The sequence below is a fragment of the Algorimicrobium bowmanii genome, from assembly GCF_054031195.1.
In genome coordinates this window covers 114,207-131,968 of the sequence record NZ_CM132929.1, presented here as the reverse complement: position 1 = coordinate 131,968, position 17,762 = coordinate 114,207, and the positions used below count along the sequence as shown (strand labels likewise).

21 protein-coding genes are annotated in these 17,762 nt (G+C 34.5%); 1 reads left to right on the top strand and 20 read right to left on the bottom strand.

The window, feature by feature from the left end; translation table 11 throughout:
* Nucleotides 1-16: 16 nt before the first annotated feature.
* Genes ACW5R3_RS00580 through ACW5R3_RS00490 form a run of 19 tightly spaced genes read right to left on the bottom strand, consistent with a single transcriptional unit; the run spans nucleotide 17 to nucleotide 15,719 of the window.
* On the bottom strand, nucleotides 17-274 hold the full coding sequence (locus ACW5R3_RS00580) for a phosphopantetheine-binding protein (RefSeq protein WP_456577678.1): 258 nt from the start codon (nucleotides 272-274) through the stop codon (nucleotides 17-19).
* 1 nt (nucleotide 275) lies between these two features.
* Complete coding sequence (locus tag ACW5R3_RS00575; RefSeq protein ID WP_456577677.1) at nucleotides 276-893, bottom strand: 3-oxoacyl-ACP synthase; 618 nt, start codon at nucleotides 891-893, stop codon at nucleotides 276-278.
* Nucleotides 894-895: 2 nt separating this feature from the next.
* Nucleotides 896-1,957: a methyltransferase gene (locus ACW5R3_RS00570; RefSeq protein ID WP_456577676.1), complete on the bottom strand. Its 1,062-nt coding sequence runs from the start codon at nucleotides 1,955-1,957 to the stop codon at nucleotides 896-898.
* A gap of 2 nt (nucleotides 1,958-1,959) precedes the next feature.
* A complete protein-coding gene (locus tag ACW5R3_RS00565; RefSeq protein WP_456577675.1) occupies nucleotides 1,960-3,111 on the bottom strand; it encodes a beta-ketoacyl synthase N-terminal-like domain-containing protein in 1,152 nt (383 codons plus the stop codon).
* A complete protein-coding gene (locus ACW5R3_RS00560) occupies nucleotides 3,104-3,556 on the bottom strand; it encodes an acyl-CoA thioesterase (RefSeq protein WP_456577674.1) in 453 nt (150 codons plus the stop codon). Before ACW5R3_RS00560 ends, ACW5R3_RS00565 begins: the two co-directional genes overlap by 8 nt.
* Nucleotides 3,534-4,802, bottom strand: a complete 1,269-nt coding sequence (locus tag ACW5R3_RS00555) for an ABC transporter permease (protein WP_456577673.1) — start codon at nucleotides 4,800-4,802, stop codon at nucleotides 3,534-3,536. The genes ACW5R3_RS00560 and ACW5R3_RS00555 overlap by 23 nt, the downstream gene beginning before the upstream one ends.
* A complete protein-coding gene (locus ACW5R3_RS00550) occupies nucleotides 4,795-5,538 on the bottom strand; it encodes an ABC transporter ATP-binding protein (protein WP_456577672.1) in 744 nt (247 codons plus the stop codon). Before ACW5R3_RS00550 ends, ACW5R3_RS00555 begins: the two co-directional genes overlap by 8 nt.
* Nucleotides 5,539-6,537, bottom strand: coding sequence for a BtrH N-terminal domain-containing protein (locus tag ACW5R3_RS00545; protein ID WP_456577671.1), 999 nt, complete (start codon nucleotides 6,535-6,537; stop codon nucleotides 5,539-5,541).
* Nucleotides 6,527-6,937 (bottom strand): hypothetical protein, encoded by a 411-nt coding sequence (locus ACW5R3_RS00540; protein WP_456577670.1) that lies wholly within the window; start codon nucleotides 6,935-6,937, stop codon nucleotides 6,527-6,529. The genes ACW5R3_RS00545 and ACW5R3_RS00540 overlap by 11 nt, the downstream gene beginning before the upstream one ends.
* Before the next feature lie 7 nt (nucleotides 6,938-6,944).
* Nucleotides 6,945-7,397, bottom strand: a complete 453-nt coding sequence (locus tag ACW5R3_RS00535; RefSeq protein WP_456577669.1) for an ABC transporter permease — start codon at nucleotides 7,395-7,397, stop codon at nucleotides 6,945-6,947.
* The gene (locus tag ACW5R3_RS00530) at nucleotides 7,397-7,831 is read right to left on the bottom strand and encodes a hypothetical protein (protein ID WP_456577668.1); all 435 of its coding nucleotides are present in this window, start codon (nucleotides 7,829-7,831) and stop codon (nucleotides 7,397-7,399) included. The genes ACW5R3_RS00535 and ACW5R3_RS00530 overlap by 1 nt, the downstream gene beginning before the upstream one ends.
* A gap of 3 nt (nucleotides 7,832-7,834) precedes the next feature.
* Nucleotides 7,835-8,968, bottom strand: a complete 1,134-nt coding sequence (locus tag ACW5R3_RS00525) for a beta-ketoacyl-ACP synthase III (RefSeq protein WP_456577667.1) — start codon at nucleotides 8,966-8,968, stop codon at nucleotides 7,835-7,837.
* A gap of 1 nt (nucleotide 8,969) precedes the next feature.
* Nucleotides 8,970-9,902, bottom strand: a complete 933-nt coding sequence (locus ACW5R3_RS00520) for a dialkylrecorsinol condensing enzyme DarA (protein WP_456577666.1) — start codon at nucleotides 9,900-9,902, stop codon at nucleotides 8,970-8,972.
* A gap of 1 nt (nucleotide 9,903) precedes the next feature.
* The gene (locus tag ACW5R3_RS00515) at nucleotides 9,904-10,788 is read right to left on the bottom strand and encodes an LpxL/LpxP family acyltransferase (RefSeq protein WP_456577665.1); all 885 of its coding nucleotides are present in this window, start codon (nucleotides 10,786-10,788) and stop codon (nucleotides 9,904-9,906) included.
* 16 nt (nucleotides 10,789-10,804) lie between these two features.
* The gene (locus ACW5R3_RS00510; protein WP_456577664.1) at nucleotides 10,805-11,047 is read right to left on the bottom strand and encodes an acyl carrier protein; all 243 of its coding nucleotides are present in this window, start codon (nucleotides 11,045-11,047) and stop codon (nucleotides 10,805-10,807) included.
* A gap of 10 nt (nucleotides 11,048-11,057) precedes the next feature.
* The gene (locus tag ACW5R3_RS00505) at nucleotides 11,058-12,269 is read right to left on the bottom strand and encodes a beta-ketoacyl-[acyl-carrier-protein] synthase family protein (protein WP_456577663.1); all 1,212 of its coding nucleotides are present in this window, start codon (nucleotides 12,267-12,269) and stop codon (nucleotides 11,058-11,060) included.
* 11 nt (nucleotides 12,270-12,280) lie between these two features.
* Nucleotides 12,281-13,012, bottom strand: coding sequence for a 3-oxoacyl-ACP reductase FabG (gene fabG, locus ACW5R3_RS00500; protein WP_456577662.1), 732 nt, complete (start codon nucleotides 13,010-13,012; stop codon nucleotides 12,281-12,283).
* 39 nt (nucleotides 13,013-13,051) lie between these two features.
* Nucleotides 13,052-14,179: a WG repeat-containing protein gene (locus ACW5R3_RS00495; protein WP_456577661.1), complete on the bottom strand. Its 1,128-nt coding sequence runs from the start codon at nucleotides 14,177-14,179 to the stop codon at nucleotides 13,052-13,054.
* 13 nt (nucleotides 14,180-14,192) lie between these two features.
* A complete protein-coding gene (locus ACW5R3_RS00490) occupies nucleotides 14,193-15,719 on the bottom strand; it encodes an HAL/PAL/TAL family ammonia-lyase (protein WP_456577660.1) in 1,527 nt (508 codons plus the stop codon).
* A gap of 102 nt (nucleotides 15,720-15,821) precedes the next feature.
* On the opposite strand from ACW5R3_RS00490, the gene ACW5R3_RS00485 reads away from it, so the two are divergent.
* A complete protein-coding gene (locus tag ACW5R3_RS00485) occupies nucleotides 15,822-17,078 on the top strand; it encodes an NAD(P)/FAD-dependent oxidoreductase (RefSeq protein ID WP_456577659.1) in 1,257 nt (418 codons plus the stop codon).
* A gap of 36 nt (nucleotides 17,079-17,114) precedes the next feature.
* Here ACW5R3_RS00485 and ACW5R3_RS00480 read toward each other — a convergent pair whose 3' ends face one another.
* Nucleotides 17,115-17,714, bottom strand: a complete 600-nt coding sequence (locus ACW5R3_RS00480; protein WP_456577658.1) for a hypothetical protein — start codon at nucleotides 17,712-17,714, stop codon at nucleotides 17,115-17,117.
* Nucleotides 17,715-17,762 lie beyond the last annotated feature (48 nt).

Here is a 17,762-nt window from a genome sequence, read left to right as displayed (position 1 = left end):
ACTGTAATTAACTGTTTTATTTAGATCGGTTTTCGGTAATATATGCTGCCATAGTATTAACCGATTCAAAAATATGACGACCTTCTTTAGGGTCTGTTAATTTTATGCCATAGTTTTTATCTAACATGACAATCAGTTCTAAAGCATCAATAGAATCTAACCCTAAGCCATCACCAAAAAGCATATCGTCATCAGCAATGTCAGCAGTTGTCATATCTTCTAAATTTAATTGCTCGATAATGTTTTCTTTCAATTCTTGTTTTAGTGCTTCCATATTATCTATTATATAATGTTGTTATTTGTTTATTATTATGTGCTATTTCGCCATTTTTACTAACTAAATATAAAAATGCTTCATAGTTGTCGTTTTCATATTCCACCCAACCACAAAGTACTTTTTCAGCCTTATTTGTGTCTAGTAAGCTGTTGGTGTACGTGGCTAAATGTTCTGGGTTAAAGTTTTCAAATATAAAAAAACTATTTTCGGAAAACAGTTTATATTTAATACTTATCTCACCTATGCAAATGTTTGGTAATGTGTAAACAAACACGGCAGGACTTGGGAAATAGTTATCCGTATCTTGTATGGCTTCTTGATGGGCTCTATCGGTATCTAAACTTGATGCTTTGTTAGAAAATACAATGGCTATGTTGTTCTCCTTATCGGATTCTAAAGGTTGATTTTTAAGTAAAATATCGGCCGCTAAAAAGGCCAATTTACTTAAGTTATCCATTTTAAAGAATTTAGGATACTTTGTTTCTTCTGCCCTGTAGGCGTTTTTTATAAAAGTTGAAAAATCTTCGGAATCATCACAAAATATCGTATTTCCATTTAAGGAAATCGATTGATTTTTAATTTTGCAATAGGCCGATATGTGATAATTCGATGCCATAATTACTTTTTCTTACAAGCTAAAATTGTGTGATATTCTCCTACAGCACGATCTTCAACTAATTTTAATCCAGCTTGATCAATTAGTTTTAAAAATACAGTGGAAGGATACATTTTACTGTTGCCGTTTGCCATTACTGTGAAATATAGTGATGTAGCTTCTAGAATAAACTTGGCATTATCAAAACGCTGTCTGTCGGTAAAGGTTTCCATAATTAATACTTCACCATCATCTTTTACAGCTGCTGCACACGCTTTTAAAATAACCAAAATTTCCTCTTCAGAAAAACAATCTAAAAATTGACTCATCCAAATGGTATCGGCGCCAACTGGTAGTTGTGGGTTTTCTGATAACCAATCTATTTTATGATGCGTTACGCGATCTTTAAATCCGGCTAACTCCACATTTTTTAAAGCTATTTGCAATTGTCCAGGTAGATCGACCATTTTAATCGAAACATCCTTATTGTATTTACTGCCGCTTATGGCAAATTTCCCAGTATTAGCACCTACATCATAAACGACTTTAGGGTTGTTTCTTAAAACAAACTCTAAAGCCTCTTGAAATACTTCATCAGAATAGTGGTGATCAAATTCAAACCATGCTTTTTGTACATCTGGTTGTAATACCGAAAGCCCTTGGTATATGGTTTCCCAGTTACCTAATTCTTTTAAACCAGCAGGTTTTCCTGTTTCAATAGCTTCTGTTAAATGGTATAAACCTTTATAACAAACATCCTGAGTGAAATTGATATTTACATCAACTGTTCTGTCAAAAGCTAAAAAGTATCCAGTAGTTGTTAGTTCAAAATGATTGTTTTCATCCTTATCAACTATATTATAGCTTTCTGCTATTTCTAAAAGAACCCCAACACCATAGGTGCTTAGTTTGAGCTCTTCAGAAATATTTTCTAATGAGATGCCTCCCTTTTTTCGATTTTTAAATATAAGATTAAAAATTCCTAATTTTCTTAAAGCTACAACGGCTTGGAAAACAAAAGGGGCAAAGGCTATTTTTTCAGCTTCCTGAACAGCATCAATAGCTCTGATAGATTTTTTTGACATAATTAATTAGATGGTTTTTTAAATATAACAGCCGTATTACACCCTCCAAAACCAGAAGCAGTTTTTAAAAAGGTGTTAAGCGATTTATGTTTTTGTGTTTGTTTTATAATATTTATTGGTTTGGTAACACCAAGTGTTTCATAGCCTTTAGTGGCATATAAGGTATTGTTAGATAAACTGTGCATACCAATAATAGTTTCTAATAAGCCGGAAGCTCCAAGTGTGTGGCCAAAATACCCTTTCAAACTATTTACAGGAGTATCCTGGAGGTTAGAGCGGTTGAATGCTATAGCTTCCATTTCGTCATTAAAAGCCGTTGCCGTACCGTGAGCTGAAATATATGCAATATCAGAAGCTTTTAGTTGAGCCTGTTGGAGTGCTAATTCTATACTACGATGTAAACCTTCACCAGTACGTGAAGGACCTGAAATATGATTGGCATCATTACAAGAGCTTTCGCCTAAAATTTCTACGGCTTCTTTTGGTAAGCCTGTTTTATTGTTTGTAACCAAAACGGATGCTGAAACTTCACCAATATTAATACCTGTCCGATCGGCATCATAAGGCTTACAAGGTTCACTACTTAATGCTTGGAATGAGTTAAACCCAGAAAGGATAAAAGGACTTACTACATCGCCACTTACTACAAATACGTGGTCGTAAGTATTTTGTTGAATATAACGTTTAGCAATAGCCACAGAAAGAATACCAGATACACAAGCGTTTGAGACGACAATAGCATCGTTTTTAAAAGCGAAAAAATCACGGATTTTTTGCCCCAAAACATGTAAATATGCACGTTCTTTAGGAAAGGGGTTGTTTGCGTCTAAAGCATCAATGTTTCCCTTTGTAGTTGAAATGATAAGTCCTACACGTTCATCTAATTGTATATTAGATTTGTTTATAACAGACTGTAATGATGTAATCATCATTTTTTCCAATCTAGTATAGCTATCTTGCGGTGCTAATTTTAGAAAAGCGTCTTCTAATTGGTTTGAATCAATTAGTGCTGAATAAAACGGATTAGGTAAAATAGATTCATCATGAATTCGTTGTAATCCCGATTTTTCATTTTTAACGTTTTCAACCACAGCTTCACTAGTGAAGCCTAAAGCTGAAACAATATTATTATATGAAACGTAAATTTTATTCATCTAGTAAACCTACTTTTTGTTTCCAAGCTTTAAAAAACGGAGGAATGTTTAAAGACAAATCGCCTTCACCAATTTTATCAACAAAAACTTGAGTGGTTTCACCAGTACAAACAAGTTGGCTATCTTGATTGTATATTTCGTAACGAAACATCATTTTTGCTGCAGGGCTGTCTATATATATAGTTTTTACGGTAGCCATATCACCATAGCGTAATGGGAGCTTATGGTCTGTGCTAGATTTTACAATAGGTGTAGCAAAACCATATTTTTTCTGATCTAAATAGGAAATACCGTGTTCGCGACCAAAGGCTTCACGTCCATCTTCAAAATATTGAATGTAGTTACCATGCCATACAATACCTAATGGGTCTGTTTCTACAAAACGCACCCTTACTTGGCTAGTATGAACAATTTCTTGATGTTTAGACGGCATTCTTTTTTTCATTATAAATAATTGCAATTAATGTTGTAGCTAAGAAAAAAGCTAGTAATAAGCTGATTTCAGGTAAAATATCTAGAAAAGAGCCATTGCGTAAAAATACATCGTAAAATGCATTTAATCCCCAATTCATAGGTGAAATATGAGATAGTGTTTGCATGAGTTTTGGCATGACAAAAACAGGAACCCATACGCCTCCTAAAGCGGCTAAAATAACAACAAATGTTGCTCCAAAAGGAGCCGATTGTTCTTGGGTTTTGGCTATTGTTCCTAGTAGTAATCCTAATCCTATTGCTGCTAGTCCTGCAAATGTTGCTACAACAAACAGTAAGGGAACTCTACCTGAGACATCTAAAGTTGGTAAGCCTATAGCAGGAAAAACAAAAATTCCAATAAGTAACATTAATACAAATTGTATTAAGCATACTATTAAATAAACGAGCGTTTTACCTCCTAAAACGGTAGCATAAGAAACTGGGTTTGTTCGCAAACGTACAAAAGTTCCTTGGCTTTTTTCTTTAACAATGTTTATTGAAAGCGGTACTATGATAAAAAATATAGCAAATAATGTCCAAGCTGGTACATTGTGTTGTACCGAATTTGGAATTATTTCTTTGTCTTCGCTTTTGGGGAGGATCTCTTTAAATGTAATAAACGTGTCTGTTTCGAATATAGCATCTGTAGGGTCATCTGAAATCTGTTCTTGAAAGGCCTTGTAAATAGATTGCGTTTCAATTTTAGAAATCATTTTATCAATACCATTTTTCACCGAACTTTTAAAGGTTAACTGTGTAGCTGGATCAAAATATAGAGTAACTTCTTTACCCTGTATTATTTCGGTTTTAGCATTCTCTGACGGTTCTTCTAATCCAAATTTTGCAATAATGCCATCTACGTTTTGTGTGATTTTTTGTTCTAAATTACTTGATAAATCTTCCGGAATAATTATTGCTAATTGGTATTTTCCTTTAAAAACTAAATCACGCGCTATAACTTCTGTTTCTTCTGGGATAACTAGAAAAGAGCCCGAATCGTTTAAACCATTTATAATTGTTTCGGAAACACCGCCGTTATCATTATCAACAATTAGGATGGGTATTTTTGCATCAGTTACAGTTTTAAACGTGCTGTCCTGAATAAGTGTTATGGTTATAATTAATACTAAAGGCATAACAAACAGTATAGCAATACCACCGATATCTCTAGTTAGTAATAGGAATTCCTTATATGTTGAGGCCCATAGTTTATGCATGATCACGTAATGCTTTACCGGTTATATTAATAAAAACATCTTCTAGATTATGAGCGCCTTGATGAGTAGCAATAAGTGTTTTGGGGTCTCCTTTTACAACTAATTGACCATGATCTATAATGGCCACACGTGTACAGAACGTTTCAGCTTCGTTTAAGTGATGCGATGTATAAATAATAGTAGTCCCTTTTTTATTAAGCTCCTGTAAAAACTCAATAATAACATTTTTTGATTGGACATCAACACCTACAGTTGGTTCATCTAAAAATAAGACTTTAGGGTTGTGTAATACGCTTGCTATCAGGTTTATTCGGCGTTTCATGCCTCCCGAAAACGTATCTATTTTTTTATGGGCAAAGGCTAAAAGGCCTAAATGCTCTAATGCGGTGTTTATTTTAGCTTCCAAACTAGAGCCTTTAAGACCATACATACTTCCAAAATATTTTAAATTTTCGAAAGCTGTTAAGGAAGGGTATAGGGCGTACTCCTGAGGTACAATACCGATAAGTTGTTTGAGTGTGTTTTTGTTTTTTTGATAGGTTAACCCATCAATTGTGAACGATCCAGAAGTTGGTTTTATAAGTGAACATAAAATGGAAATTAAGGTTGTCTTTCCAGCTCCATTGGGACCTAACAATCCAAATATTTCCTTTTTTTCAATATTTAGGTTTAAGTTAGTAACCGAATAATTATCGGCACCCTTGTATTTTTTGGATATGTCCTGAATGCTAATCACTTATTTAACGGCTTTTTTAAGTTTTTTAAAAAACACAGTTTCTTTGTCGGCTATTGTTTCCAATTGCGTAGCTACATTGTTATAGGCGTCTTCTTTAGCACTTCTGTTTTTATAAATTCTAGAGGCATCTAATGCAAAATCGCGCCATAAATCACCAATTAAGGTCATTTCTTTAGATAATTCGGCTAATTGTTGATTCTTTAAAACATCGCTAGCTTCTTGTAAAAAAGCAGCAAAAATATATCTAAAACCACCACCACCTGTTCCTATTTCTTCTTGCATACGTACAACCTGACCTAAGTAGTGATTGGCTTTTTTTACACCATTTTTCTTCGGCCATTTTCGTATTAATTTCGCTACATGACGAATGCCTTTTACGCCTAAAACTGGCATCGGCGCAAGCATATCGCGACAGGTATGTTTTATTCCTTTTACAATAGCTTTTTCAAGTTCTAATTTTTTTGGGAATGCTATCGGGTAATACATGTGTCCTTTAGGAGCAAAAGGGCCTTTGGCAAAGCGTACTTTCTCTAACTCCTTTTCTGTTAGTGTTGTAACGGTTTCCATTACGGGATCACTAATTAAGTAAGTGTCATTTTCTTTACCATATACAATTAAGTTATGGGCATTAAAATGAAAGCGGTATTCATCAGGGAAATACACTAAATTATAAACGCCAACTTGTAGACCTACCGGATTATTTTTGTCTAGATTGGCATCTAATCGTGCTTTAGCCTCCTGAGGATTTTTAAATTTTTCACGTTTAATTTGTATGCCAACGCGTTTAGCAAAACGTTTAAATATAAAACCAGGCATTGCACGATATGTTAACGCAGGCGCATGGTTTACTTTTAGGAAAGGAATATAACAGAAAAGTAAGCCTGAGCCAATACCGAAGGCCATGGGTTCGCTTATTTCAAAGCCATGGTGCTTCATTAAGTTGGAAATCACACCGTTTTCACAATGTGCCGTTTGATGATGCGTAAAATTAATTTGCATGCTTGGTAATATCTTTTAATTGATCCACAGAAATTTCAAAAGTATCGGCATATTTTTGAAGTGTTTTTTGTGAAAGTTTATTGAAAACATTTGGTTTGAAATGACGTTTAACACGCCAAGCCCACATTCCTACATAACTAGCAAGTATAGAAAGATCCATTTTATGAACTTCCATATAGTATTCTATTGGGCTAGTTTCGTTATTTAAAACACGATTTTTAGCATTTAATATGCGCGCATTTATTTCTTCAATAGCCTGATTTAGGGCTATGGTTTTAGGGTCCCAACCGGAACTATTAACTGTGGTGTAATTGCCATCTTCATCAATAGCATAGCACAACTCTTTAAGTTTGGCGGTCTCTAAATTACTTGTGTCCTGTGGAACGTCATCTTTTTTCATCCGAAAGTTATTTAAGTTCTTGGATTACTAAATTTAATTCACAAGATAGTAATTCTATTTTGTCTTGTGTAATAACACAATTTATAGTGCAAATGCTGTATTCTGATGTGTCAAAACGAGATATTAATGTAGCATTTGTTACAATCTCGCTTTCAACTACAGGGCATTTTTGGATAACTACTTTTTTTATAGCACTTATGTAACCAATAAGTTTTGTGCCTTTGCCTTCTATATCATCTTCATTAAAAAAACTTTTTCCAACAATAGAAGAACAGGTTTGTGCGGCATTTTCAACTAGTCCAGCTTCATTAAATACGCCGTTTTCATTAAAAATACAATCTGGTTTTATAAAAAATGAAGTTGTAACATGAGAGTCATCAATAGATAAAACATGGTCTACCATTAAAAAAGGTGGCCGATGCGGTAAAAATTTTGCGATATCTAATTGACTAAAATCCATTAATTATCAGCAATAACAGTTTTCATTTCGCCTGTAGCAATTTCTTCTTGAGCTTCATTAAACACGCGAATCTCGACCATAGTGACGCCCATAAATTCATGAAGGATTTTTACATGGGTTTCAATAGTTTCGTTTAACTGCGGAAGCTTATCTACTTTAACGGATTTTATAGAACCTATATAACCAACGGGTGCTGGTTGGCTTTTTAAAAAGTAATCATAGCCTGTATGTAAAGCAACAGATTGTGCCATGTTCTCCACCAATCCAGGCTCGGTTAAAAGGTTGTTTTCTACAAAAATATTATGGTCTAAAATTGTAAATTTAGACTCCAAATTTTCGGCTGTAAATGCCACTAAAGTATCTACCATTACAAATGGTGATTTTTGTGGGATGAGGTGCCTAATATCGGTTATTGGTAATACGTTTGTTGTCATTTTTTAGCATACAGTTAAAAGTGCATAAGCGTATGAAAAACGTGAACTTTCAGGTACTGATAATAGTATTTTATCGCCTTTTTTCAATTGTCCTGATTTTGAAAGCTCTTCTAGCATTAAGTAAATAGATGCTGAGCCAACATTTCCTACTTTACTTAAATTCATAAACCAGTTTTCCCAAGGGATTTCTACATCGTTATCTACCATTTCTTGATAAAGTTTGTCTTTGAAGAAATGCGATGAAATATGAGGTAGGTAATAGTCTATATCACTAGGTTTTAAATCGTGTTTTTCCATAGCTTTCTTCAAGCTATCAACACCTTTTTTAAGAATGTTAGCACTTAATAACTTAACATCTTGTTTTATGGCAAATAAAGATTTGTTTGCCCAATCGTCTGTTTCGTATTCACTCCATGGTTTTAAGAAACCGTTATCTAATTTATCGCCACCGGCATACATGCAGGCTTCAATTTCGTGTGCGTAGGAGTAGCCTTCCATCCATTCTATACGCATAGGAAGCTCACCTTTTGGTTGGTCTTCTAAAAGAAATGCACCAGCACCATCGGACAGCATCCAACGTAAAAAATCTTTGTTAAAAGCTAATATTGGATTCTCTTCTAATGCTTCTAAATGCTTAATTTCAGTTTCATAAATATGACCTTTCATCCAAGATGAAATACGTTCCGAACCGGAAGCAACAGCATTATGCGTTTGTCCAGATTTTACTGATAAATAGCCGAATTTTAAGGCATTCATTCCAGAACAACAAGCTCCAGAAGGAGAATTAATTTCTAGATTTCCAGCCTCTAAAAAACCATGAACCATAGCCGCGTGAGATGGTAGTATTTGGTCAGGACTAGAGGTACCACATGAAAGAACTTCTATATCTGATACTTTAAAATCTCCATCACATAAACCGTTAATAGCCTCTTTAGCTAGTTGGGCATTATTGTGGGTTACATTTCCGTCATCATCTAATGCGTAATACCTTGTTTTTATCTGGTTGTTACGTAGTACAATACGGCGCCCTTTGGAAACTTTTCCGTTAATTATTCCTAATTTGTCTTCCATCTCATCATTGCTGATGGGATTATTTGGGAGAAATTTTGAGATTTTAGTAATGTAAACTTCCTTCATTTTATGATGACTTCTCTTTTAATGCAACTGATGCGTAATATACTTTATCTTTTTTTATTTGACCATAAAAAGGTAAATAAGTCAATAAAAATAAGATAAAAACTAGTGGTGAAATTAACCAAATGGCAATTATTAGATAATAATTAAACATTTTGGTTAATGTGCGTCTTTTTTTTGTGTTTTTTTCACTTTTAGCACTTATAAATGCCGCCCATTTTGTGAATATCACATTTGCTTTACGATCTACAGTAATTAGGAACGGTTTTACTTTTACGGCTCCTATTTTTAATAAATCGGTTTGTAAGTTTTGATAAGTGTCTTGATGTAAATACTTAGAAATTACGGTTCCAAATTTTGAAGCCTCATCAATATCTTTTTTAGAAACACCAGGTTTTGGAAATATTCCTAAAAAGCGTTTTTTAATGCCTGTAAACATCCACTGTACAATAGTTATAACGCTAATGTGGTTTATGTGTCGGTCAACTAAAACAATATGTCCTACTAAGTTGGCGTTGAGTTTTTTTAGTTTACGTTTTAGCTTTTCTTGTGCCATAATCCACATGTTTCTACAAGCATTTATAGTTATAACAGGTGTATTTGCAAATAGTTTTTGCGCATCTGGATTGGCTAAAAATGATGTGGTTGGCAGGGAGGGTGTTAAATACCATACGGTATAACCGAATAAAATTAAATCGTATTTTTTATTTAAAATAGCTTCTGGAATAGGTTTGATTTTTCTAGGTTCTTCACGAAAAGTTTCAGGGAACACACCAAAAAACTGTTCCTTATTCCAAGGAAAGGGAAACGGGTCTTCCATTTCAATGTTTAAATACGTAAAAGCCGTTTCATCATTTTGCATGGTTGAAACGATATTGGTTATAATCTCGGTAAGTTGTCCGGATTGTGAATAATGTATAACTAAAACCTGTTTCATATTAGCTGTTTTTTGAATCCCAAAAATCAAAATAGTTGAACCACTGTAAAGGATATTTGTTAAGCATCCATGATACACTATCTGTAAATTCCTTTAAAAGCCCTTGCGCATCTCTGTGTTTTGCTTGCGAGCGTTTTGCATATAAATGATAGTGCTTTTTAGATTCCTTCATAACGTAAACGAATAATACCGGTACATTTAATCGAGATGCTAGCATAAAAGGACCAGCGGGGAATTTTGCTGTTTCTCCTAATAAATTTTCCGATAAATATTTTGTGCCATTGGTATAACGGTCGCCCGTAATGCAAACTATTTCATTTCTAGCTAAAGCTGCATTTACCTCAAAAATATGTGATAAATCTTCCTTTATGATGATTAAATTGATATTTGACTTCTTACGAACAGAATCCAAATAGTTTTTAATAGCGGTATGCTCTACGTCGGTCGTTAATAAGCTTATGGAAGCATTATCTTCTAGTTGGTTGAAAAAGTATTCTGATATTTCAAAATTACCAACATGTGCACTAATTAAAATGCCTCCTTTTTTTTCTTTTAACGTGTCTATTATGGTTTCACCCCCTTCAAATTCATAAGTAAACTTGTCACTTAAATTAGATGAAATAGCAATTTTGTCAAGAATGGTTTGTCCAAAAACATAATAGCTTTTATATATGCTTAGGCAGCTTTTAAAAGTAGAGTAGTTTAAGCGTTTTTTAAAGTAATAAAAAATAGCTTTTGTACTATCTTTTGAAAAGAGACAGAAATATGCTGCTACAAAAAACAAGACGAAATAGGCAACGCCCATTCCTAAGTGTTTCATAGAGAATACAAATATTTTATATCCAAGAACGGTTCCTCTTGATTTTCCTTGCCATTCTGTAGCCATAAAAGTATTGCTAAGTTTAGCTTAATTTGCGTTCAATAAGATTGTAAAAATCTTGAAGTGTTGTAACGTCAATAAAGTCTTCACCTACTAATTTAACCCCGAAATTAGATTCCACGGCAACTACTAAATCTACAAAATCCAGACTATCTAGTTCTAAAGTGTTTTTAAGGTTGGCCTCAGGGGAAATATCCTCGCTTTCTACTTCAAATTCATCAATTAGAAAGTCGTTTATCTTTTCAATAATAACCTCTTTCGTCATTTTCACACAGTTATTTTTTAATAATTAAAGCTGAATTTGTACCTCCAAATCCAAATGAATTGGACAAAAATACATCAAATTTTTTGTTTAACGTTTTGTTAACTAAATTTAATTTGCTGGCAGCTTCGTCAGGTTCGTTTAAATTAATATTCGGTGCTATAAAGTCATTTTGCATCATCAGAATAGAATATAACACTTCGCTAGCTCCAGCCATCCAACATTCGTGACCTGTCATAGATTTTGTTGAACTAACATGTGGACCATTTTCTCCAAAAACATCTAAAATAGCTAAAGCTTCGTTGGCATCACCAACAGGTGTAGATGTGGCGTGTGCATTTACATAACCAATATCCGAGGCTTTAATATTTGCTTGTTTGATAGCCATTTTCATTGCGCGAGCAGGGCCGTCTACATTGGGTGTAGAAATATGGTCACCATTAGAAGAGAAGCCATAGCCAAGAATTTCACCATAGATTGTAGCACCGCGTTTTACGGCAGATTCATAGGATTCTAATATTAATGTTGCAGCACCTCCGCTTGGGACTAAACCATCTCGACTTTTATCGAAAGGGCGTGAAGCTTGAGTTGGGTTTTCGTTTACTGAAAAAACACCCAAACCATCAAAGCTTCCCATTGCTACGGCGTTAATTTCTTGGGCACCTCCGCAAATTACATAGTCTTGAAGCCCACTTTTAATAAGTTGATAGCCCATACCTATGGAGTGGGAACCACTGGCGCAGGCTGCACTAACGGTGAAATTTATACCGCGAAGTTTAAAGATTGTCGATAAATTCATGGTAACCGAAGAATTCATGCTTTGAAATATAGCACCCGAACCTACCAATGTGGTGTCGTTCTTCTCACGTATTTTATCAACAGACTCTACAATGGATTTTGCTGTGCTATCATTACCATATAAAATACCAACTTCGTGCTTGTCTAAGAAGTCTTGGTTAATTTTTGCATTTTCTAAAGCTTCTAAAGTCGCAATGTAGGCGTATTCACCTTCCTCACCTAAACTAATTCGTTGTCTGCGTGACAATAAGTTTTTTAATTTAGGTTTTTTTACCATTCCAGTTAATGGCGATCGGTAACCAAAAGCTTTACGTTCTTCATCGGCTACAATACCAGAATCACCATTGTATAATGATTGCTTAACGGCATCTAAATTTTCGCCTATACAAGAATAAATTCCCATTCCGGTAATAACAACTCTCCTCATTTTCTATTTGTTTATGAGTAAATACCTCCGTTTATATTAATAACTTCGCCTGTAATATATGATGCTTTTTTGGAAGCTAAAAATGACACGGCGTATGCAACTTCTTCGGGTTCGCCGAAACGGTTTACAGGAATCATATTTTTAAGCTCTTTTTCATCTAAACTTGCTGTCATGTCCGATTTTATAAAACCAGGAGCTACAGCATTTACTGTTATTTTACGTTTGGCTACTTCTTGAGCTAATGCTTTTGTTGCAGCTACTAATGCACCTTTTGCAGCCGAATAGTTTGTTTGCCCTGCAGTACCTTTTACACCAGAAACCGATGCGATATTGATAATGCGACCGTACCGATTGCGTAATAGCTTTTGAATGATATGATTGGTTACGTTATAAAAACCATTTAACGATGTATTAATAACATCTTGCCAATCGGATGCGGGCATCCACATGAATAGACCATCTTTAGTTATTCCAGCGTTATTTACAAGGACCTCTATAAGGGCGTCTTTATTTTCTGCCTCCCAACTATCTAAAGTTGTTTTTACGTCTTCCGCATTGGTTACGTTAAATTGTAATATTTCAGCAGTATTTCCTAAGTCTTCAACAGCCTTTTTAGTTTCTAAAGCGGCTGTTTCGTTACTATTGTAGTTTATTAAAATATGATAGTCGGTGTCTTGAGCTAATTGTATGCAAATTGCTTTGCCAATTCCTCTAGATCCACCTGTTACTAAAGCGCATTTCATGTAGTTGTTAGTTTTAAGCTATTAGGTTAAATAGGGTTGTTAATGGAATAATTCTAAATTTTCAAACCACATATTGTTTAGTGCTTCGCCTTTTAGATTAATATACGTCCATGTTTTTTTCTTTTTCACACGTGCTAATCCATCAACAAATCCTTTTTGATTGTTTTTTTGAAATACAGAAAAGCCACCTGCAGTAATTTCATATTCGTCCGCAATGATTAATTCGCCCGAAGTATTAATAAAACCCCATTCTTTTTTAAGTTTTACCGGAGCTAAACCATCGGTACTAAATATTTCGGCATCTTTATACTGAAATGGTATAACGACGTTTCCAGAAGAATCTATGTAGCCCCATTCTTTGTTTTTCTGTACGGGAGCTAAACCGTTTTTAAATGCACGTGCTTTGTCATAGGATGGCTCAATAACCCATTCGGCATTGGCATTAATAAAACCTAGTTTACCATCTTTTTTAGCATAGGTTAGTTCTGGATTGTTTGAGAAATCCCAAATTTTTTCAGCACCCGATACTTCTTTAAAGCTACCGTTTATAATCAGTCCGTTACGTTCTCCTTTTTTAGCAACTATTAGGTTGTTATAGTTGTTGCTAATGCCATCATATTCTGTTTTTACTAGATATTCGCCCGAGGTATTAACTAAACCCCATTGGTCATTTTCCAATACTTTAGCAGAGCCATTTATAAAATTGAATGCTTTGGTGAATTTTGGTTCTGTTATAATGTCTCCTTTCGTATTAATAAATCCAACACCAGCATCTGTTCTATAAATAGCATAGCCATTTTTAAAATCGTAATATTTTTCAGTTGAAATATTTTCGAGTACTTGTTCCCCTTTGGTATTGATGTACATCCAGTTTTTGTCTAGTAATACAACAGCTATTCCTGAATCAAACCTTTTTGTTTTATCGAATTTTGGTTCAATAACCCACTCTCCTTTACGGTTAATAAAGCCCCATTTTTTCTTGTCGTTTGTGGCTTCGGCTAAATCTCCTGAGAAATTTTTAGCAAGTACAAACTGTGGCTTTATATGCCATTCCCCCGATTTAGTAATATAGCCATAGTTGCCATTTTCATTTGCTAAAGCTAATTCTTGGGCCTGAGTGGATATTCCTAAAAATAAAAGGAACATGCATAAAAAAGTTGTTTTCATAATGTGTATGTTTTTATGTTTTATTGTTAATGATATAATCTTTAACAAGGTTAACATAAGGGTACATAATTACATCTTCGGTAAATGCTGGGACTAGCTTGCGGATTTCATCATACATTTTCTTAGTTTTTGATGAAATATCATTCTGAACTTCTAGGTATTCGATGGCTTGTACTATTGTAATAAGTTCAATAGAGACAACTTCAAAGGCATTTTCTATGACTTTTTTAGTTATTAAAGCCGAATTTGTTCCCATACTTACAATGTCTTGGTTATCGTTATTGTTTGGGATACTATGTATGTACATTGGGTTTGAAAGCATTTGGTTTTCGGCAGTAGTTGAAGTTGCTGTAAACTGAACACCTTGCATTCCAAAGTTTAAACCAAGCTTCCCTAAATTTACAAAAGGCGGTAGCATTTCGTTTAAACCTGTGTTTAATAAGTAGTTTAATTGACGCTCAGAAAGCATGCTCATTTTGGCTACTACAATTTTAAGCTTATCCATTTCTAATGAAACATAATCGCCATGGAAGTTTCCGCCGTGGTATACATGTTTTTTAGCCACATCTACAATTGGGTTGTCGTTGGCTGAATTTACTTCTTCTATTAAGATACTTTCAACAGAATTTAGCGTATCTAAAACCGGACCTAAAATTTGAGGGACACAACGTAATGAATAGTATTCCTGTACCTTTTCTTTAAAAACAGAAACGTCTTCATTTTTACTATATAAATGGTGCTCTCTCTTACGTGTTAATTTACTGTCGGCAAGATGCGTGCGCATACTTTCAGCTATTTCACGTTGTCCAACATGACGTTTAGAGTGGTTTAATTCAAGTGATAAATGATCGTCATAGGCTTTTACAATTTCATTTATTGCTGCAGACGCATTAGTCATCCAACCTAATAACTGACGTGTGTAAAGTGTGTTTACGATACCAATACCTGTCATTACAGATGTTCCGTTCATCAAGGCTAAGCCTTCACGTAGCTCTACTGAAATAGGTTTTAGGTTTTCTTGTTTAAAAACAGACTCGGTGCTTTGACGTTCACCTTTATAAAATACTTCACCTTCGCCTATTAAAACCAATGCTAAATGAGCTAATTGTACTAAATCACCACTAGCGCCAACACCACCGTGTTCGTAAATTAACGGTGTAATATCTCGGTTTATTAATTCGGCCATAAGTTTAATTACCGAAACATGAACACCTGAATGTCCTAAAGAAAGTGTATTTAAACGCGCTAACATAGCGGCCTTAACATACATAGGAGCTATGGGTTGTCCCGTTCCAGAAGCGTGACTGCGAATTAAATTGTATTGTAATTGGATGCGTTGAGAGTCTTCTATTTTATATTGCGCCATAGGTCCGAAGCCTGTGTTAACGCCATAAATGACCTTGTTTTCGGAAAATTCTTTTAAAAAATTAAAACTATTCTCTACAGTTTCAAGAACGGTATCCGCTATTTGAATAGGTTCATTTTTAAATATGACTTTGTAAAAATCCTCTACTCCTAATTCTCCGTTAAATATAAGCATCTATGATATGATATTTTTTTTCAATAAATTTGTTCGAATAACTAGCACTAAAGTAGTTATTTTGGATTGCAAATTTATAATAATTAATGAATTAATACTACTATGGGTACAAGTGATATGAAAGTTGATGTTTTAGTAATTGGTGCCGGCCCATCAGGTTGTGTTGCTTCAGCTTATTTGCAAAAGCAAGGATTACAAGTGAAAGTTGTCGAAAAAAGTCTTTTTCCTAGGTTTGTAATTGGAGAAAGTTTGTTGCCAAGATGTATGGAACATTTTGAAGAAGCAGGCCTTTTAGAAGCTTTGAAGTTAGCTGATTTTGAAGTTAAAAAAGGGGCTCGGTTTTTAAGAGATGATATTGTTTGTAATTTTGATTTTAGTGATAAACATACCGATGGTTGGGATTGGACGTGGCAAGTGCCAAGAGCAGATTTTGATTATATTCTAGCCAACGAAGTTATAAAAAAAGGTGTTGATCTCTCTTTTGAGCATGAAGTTGTAGATGTGCAAATAGATGCTGATGGAGTGTCGCGTACAACTATTAATGATGCCGATGGTGTGCCGTATCATGTAGAAGCAAAATTTATAATAGACTCCAGTGGTTATGGGCGTGTGTTGCCACGTTTGTTAGGTTTAGATAAGCCGTCCAACATTCCTGAACACTCGTCTATTTTTGGACATGTTGAAGATGTGAATAGGCCCGAAGGAGAAGAAGGTACATTAATTACCTTTGATGTGCTTGATAAGGATACTTGGTTTTGGGTGATTCCGTTCTCGAATGGGAATACAAGTTTAGGCTTTGTAGGAAAAAATGAATTCATAGACAGTTTTGAAGGTGATACGTCTGAGCGTTTAAAAAACATGCTTAAACAATCCGATTATTATTATGAGCGTTTTAAGGACGCGCCATTGTTATTTGAACCTAAAAGTATTCGTAATTATTCGAAAGCTGTTACTAAATTTCACGGAAACGGATTTGCGTTAACGGGTAATAGTGCCGAATTTTTAGACCCAGTATTTTCATCTGGGGTTACCTTTGCTACAGAGTCGGCTATTAAATCAGCTAAATTAATTACCAAACAATTACAGGGAGATGCTGTGGACTGGGATGTTGAGTATGCCGATTATATAAAATCGGGTGTAGATGTATTTGCAACCTATGTGAAGGAATGGTATACCGGTAATTTACAAACTTTATTTTTTCACAGACCAGAAAACCCAGACGTAAAGCGTCAAATATGTGCTGTTTTGGCAGGTTATGTTTGGGATGAAACGAATCCGTTTGTTACCAAGCATAAACGTATTGTAAAAACATTGGCCCATTTAATTAATATGGAAAATGAAAAAAGCGCATCTGTTTAGATGCGCTTTTTGTATTTATAAAAAAAGCTCTGTGTATTACTTGGCTTTTTTCTTTATGGTTTTAGCTAATTCTTTAGCTAGTTTAGCATATCCTTCAGAAATACGGTAGCCTGAGTTGTAATCATAACCCATGGAACCTTTACCTTCAACTTTCGTGTAATCTACCGAAAATAGGATGTCGTTTGGTGTTTCTGTTTTGTAAACATAAAGTGTTACCTCTAATTTAGAATTCTGACGCATTACACCAACGTTATAACCAGGATACATCATAGTTGTGTGGATCCTCATGGTGTACTCAGCACCAATGTCTTTACCTACTTTTACTTCACCATCACTAAAACGCTTATTAAAAGACTCGATAAATTTAGGTTCATAACGAGACTCACGATCGTCAAACCAATTTTTTTTAAATTCTTCTCCTGCTCCAATCTCTTTTTCTTCACGTTTACTCATTTTATCCTCTAAAAATTCTTCTTCTGAATCATATTTAGGAATCTGTAAATCGGTGTATTCAAATACTAAATTATAAGCAGAAATACCTTTTAGGTCTTTCCAGTCACCTTCCGTGATTTTTGTTTTTTGGGCAAAAATAGTGGTAGACACAAGCAATAGTGTCAATGCAAAAATGTTTTTCATGTTATTATTGGTTAGTTATCAGGCTAAAATAGAGAAACTAAACGGTAA

Bases quoted from the DNA above. Each gene is read 5' to 3' on its own strand.
- ACW5R3_RS00495 (WP_456577661.1), bottom strand. From the start codon at position 14,179: ATGAAAACAACTTTTTTATGCATGTTCCTTTTATTTTTAGGAATATCC.
- ACW5R3_RS00490 (WP_456577660.1), bottom strand. From the start codon at position 15,719: ATGCTTATATTTAACGGAGAATTAGGAGTAGAGGATTTTTACAAAGTC.
- ACW5R3_RS00575 (WP_456577677.1), bottom strand. From the start codon at position 893: ATGGCATCGAATTATCACATATCGGCCTATTGCAAAATTAAAAATCAA.
- ACW5R3_RS00530 (WP_456577668.1), bottom strand. From the start codon at position 7,831: ATGACAACAAACGTATTACCAATAACCGATATTAGGCACCTCATCCCA.
- ACW5R3_RS00510 (WP_456577664.1), bottom strand. From the start codon at position 11,047: ATGACGAAAGAGGTTATTATTGAAAAGATAAACGACTTTCTAATTGAT.
- ACW5R3_RS00480 (WP_456577658.1), bottom strand. From the start codon at position 17,714: ATGAAAAACATTTTTGCATTGACACTATTGCTTGTGTCTACCACTATT.
- fabG (WP_456577662.1), bottom strand. From the start codon at position 13,012: ATGAAATGCGCTTTAGTAACAGGTGGATCTAGAGGAATTGGCAAAGCA.
- ACW5R3_RS00555 (WP_456577673.1), bottom strand. From the start codon at position 4,802: ATGCATAAACTATGGGCCTCAACATATAAGGAATTCCTATTACTAACT.
- ACW5R3_RS00565 (WP_456577675.1), bottom strand. From the start codon at position 3,111: ATGAATAAAATTTACGTTTCATATAATAATATTGTTTCAGCTTTAGGC.
- ACW5R3_RS00505 (WP_456577663.1), bottom strand. From the start codon at position 12,269: ATGAGGAGAGTTGTTATTACCGGAATGGGAATTTATTCTTGTATAGGC.
- ACW5R3_RS00545 (WP_456577671.1), bottom strand. From the start codon at position 6,537: ATGCAAATTAATTTTACGCATCATCAAACGGCACATTGTGAAAACGGT.
- ACW5R3_RS00485 (WP_456577659.1), top strand. From the start codon at position 15,822: ATGGGTACAAGTGATATGAAAGTTGATGTTTTAGTAATTGGTGCCGGC.
- ACW5R3_RS00515 (WP_456577665.1), bottom strand. From the start codon at position 10,788: ATGGCTACAGAATGGCAAGGAAAATCAAGAGGAACCGTTCTTGGATAT.
- ACW5R3_RS00560 (WP_456577674.1), bottom strand. From the start codon at position 3,556: ATGAAAAAAAGAATGCCGTCTAAACATCAAGAAATTGTTCATACTAGC.
- ACW5R3_RS00525 (WP_456577667.1), bottom strand. From the start codon at position 8,968: ATGAAGGAAGTTTACATTACTAAAATCTCAAAATTTCTCCCAAATAAT.
- ACW5R3_RS00520 (WP_456577666.1), bottom strand. From the start codon at position 9,902: ATGAAACAGGTTTTAGTTATACATTATTCACAATCCGGACAACTTACC.
- ACW5R3_RS00580 (WP_456577678.1), bottom strand. From the start codon at position 274: ATGGAAGCACTAAAACAAGAATTGAAAGAAAACATTATCGAGCAATTA.
- ACW5R3_RS00535 (WP_456577669.1), bottom strand. From the start codon at position 7,397: ATGGATTTTAGTCAATTAGATATCGCAAAATTTTTACCGCATCGGCCA.
- ACW5R3_RS00570 (WP_456577676.1), bottom strand. From the start codon at position 1,957: ATGTCAAAAAAATCTATCAGAGCTATTGATGCTGTTCAGGAAGCTGAA.
- ACW5R3_RS00540 (WP_456577670.1), bottom strand. From the start codon at position 6,937: ATGAAAAAAGATGACGTTCCACAGGACACAAGTAATTTAGAGACCGCC.